This is a genomic window from Chromohalobacter sp. 296-RDG (assembly GCF_029889885.1).
In the GTDB taxonomy this organism is placed as follows: Bacteria; Pseudomonadota; Gammaproteobacteria; order Pseudomonadales; family Halomonadaceae; genus Chromohalobacter.
Window position 1 is genome coordinate 1 of sequence record NZ_JARANY010000268.1, and the last position, 919, is coordinate 919.

Below are 919 nucleotides of genomic sequence, written 5' to 3' on the forward strand. Positions count from 1 at the left end.
TGGCTTGTTGCAGAGCGAGCGCGGCATCTCGCTGCACATGTTCGAACTGGCCAAGGTTGGCGTGCCGCTGGTGCTCATCGCCGGGGGCTTTCTGTACCTGATGGCGGATCGTTTGCTGCCCAATCGCCAGGGCGCGCTGGAACAGCTCGAGCAGGCGCGTGAGTACGCCGTCGAAGTCAGCGTGATCCCCAAGGGGCCGCTGGAGGGCAAGACCATCGCCGAAGCCGGCTTGCGCAGTCTGGCGCATGGTTACCTGGCGGATATCGAGCGCGCGGGTGAATTGATGACCGCCGTGCCGCCGGAAACCAAGCTGCAAGCCGATGACATACTCGTCTTCGTCGGAGCGCCGGAGAGCGCACGCGAGCTGCGCCGCATTCATGGCCTGCGGCCCGCCAATGGCGACGTGCGCAAGCTGGATATCGCCCATCATCGGCGCTGCCTGGTCGAAGCCGTGATCGGGCCGGACTTTACCGGCATTGAACAGACCGTGCGCGAATCGCGCTTTCGCTCGCGCTATCAGGCGGTGATTCTCTCGATTTCTCGCCATGGGCGCCGCTTGCCCGGCAAGCTGGGGGACATCCGCCTGCAGGTGGGCGATACGCTGTTGCTGGAAACCGCCCAGGAATTCGTCTCGCAATACCAGTACCGCAAGGACTTCCTGCTGGTCAGTGCGCTCAACGACTCCACGCCGCCGGACTTCCGCAAGGCGCCCTGGGCGCTGGGCATTCTCGGCGCCATGGTGCTGGTCAGCGCTACAGGGCTTTTGAGCATCCTCGAAGCCGCGTTCCTCGCCGGGGGTGCCATGTTAGCGTTGCGTTGTGTCACCGCGAGCAAGGCACGGCGCTATCTGGAACTCTCGGTATTGATCGTCATCGCCGCCTCGTTCGCCCTGGGCAACGCGATGGATAAGACCGGTGCG

At 64.3% G+C, this 919-nt stretch carries 1 protein-coding gene; it reads left to right on the forward strand.

Features of this window, described 5'->3' with window-relative positions; genetic code table 11:
• The coding region (locus OP495_RS18965) for an SLC13 family permease (protein WP_280571230.1) at positions 1-919 on the forward strand (919 nt) is incomplete at both ends.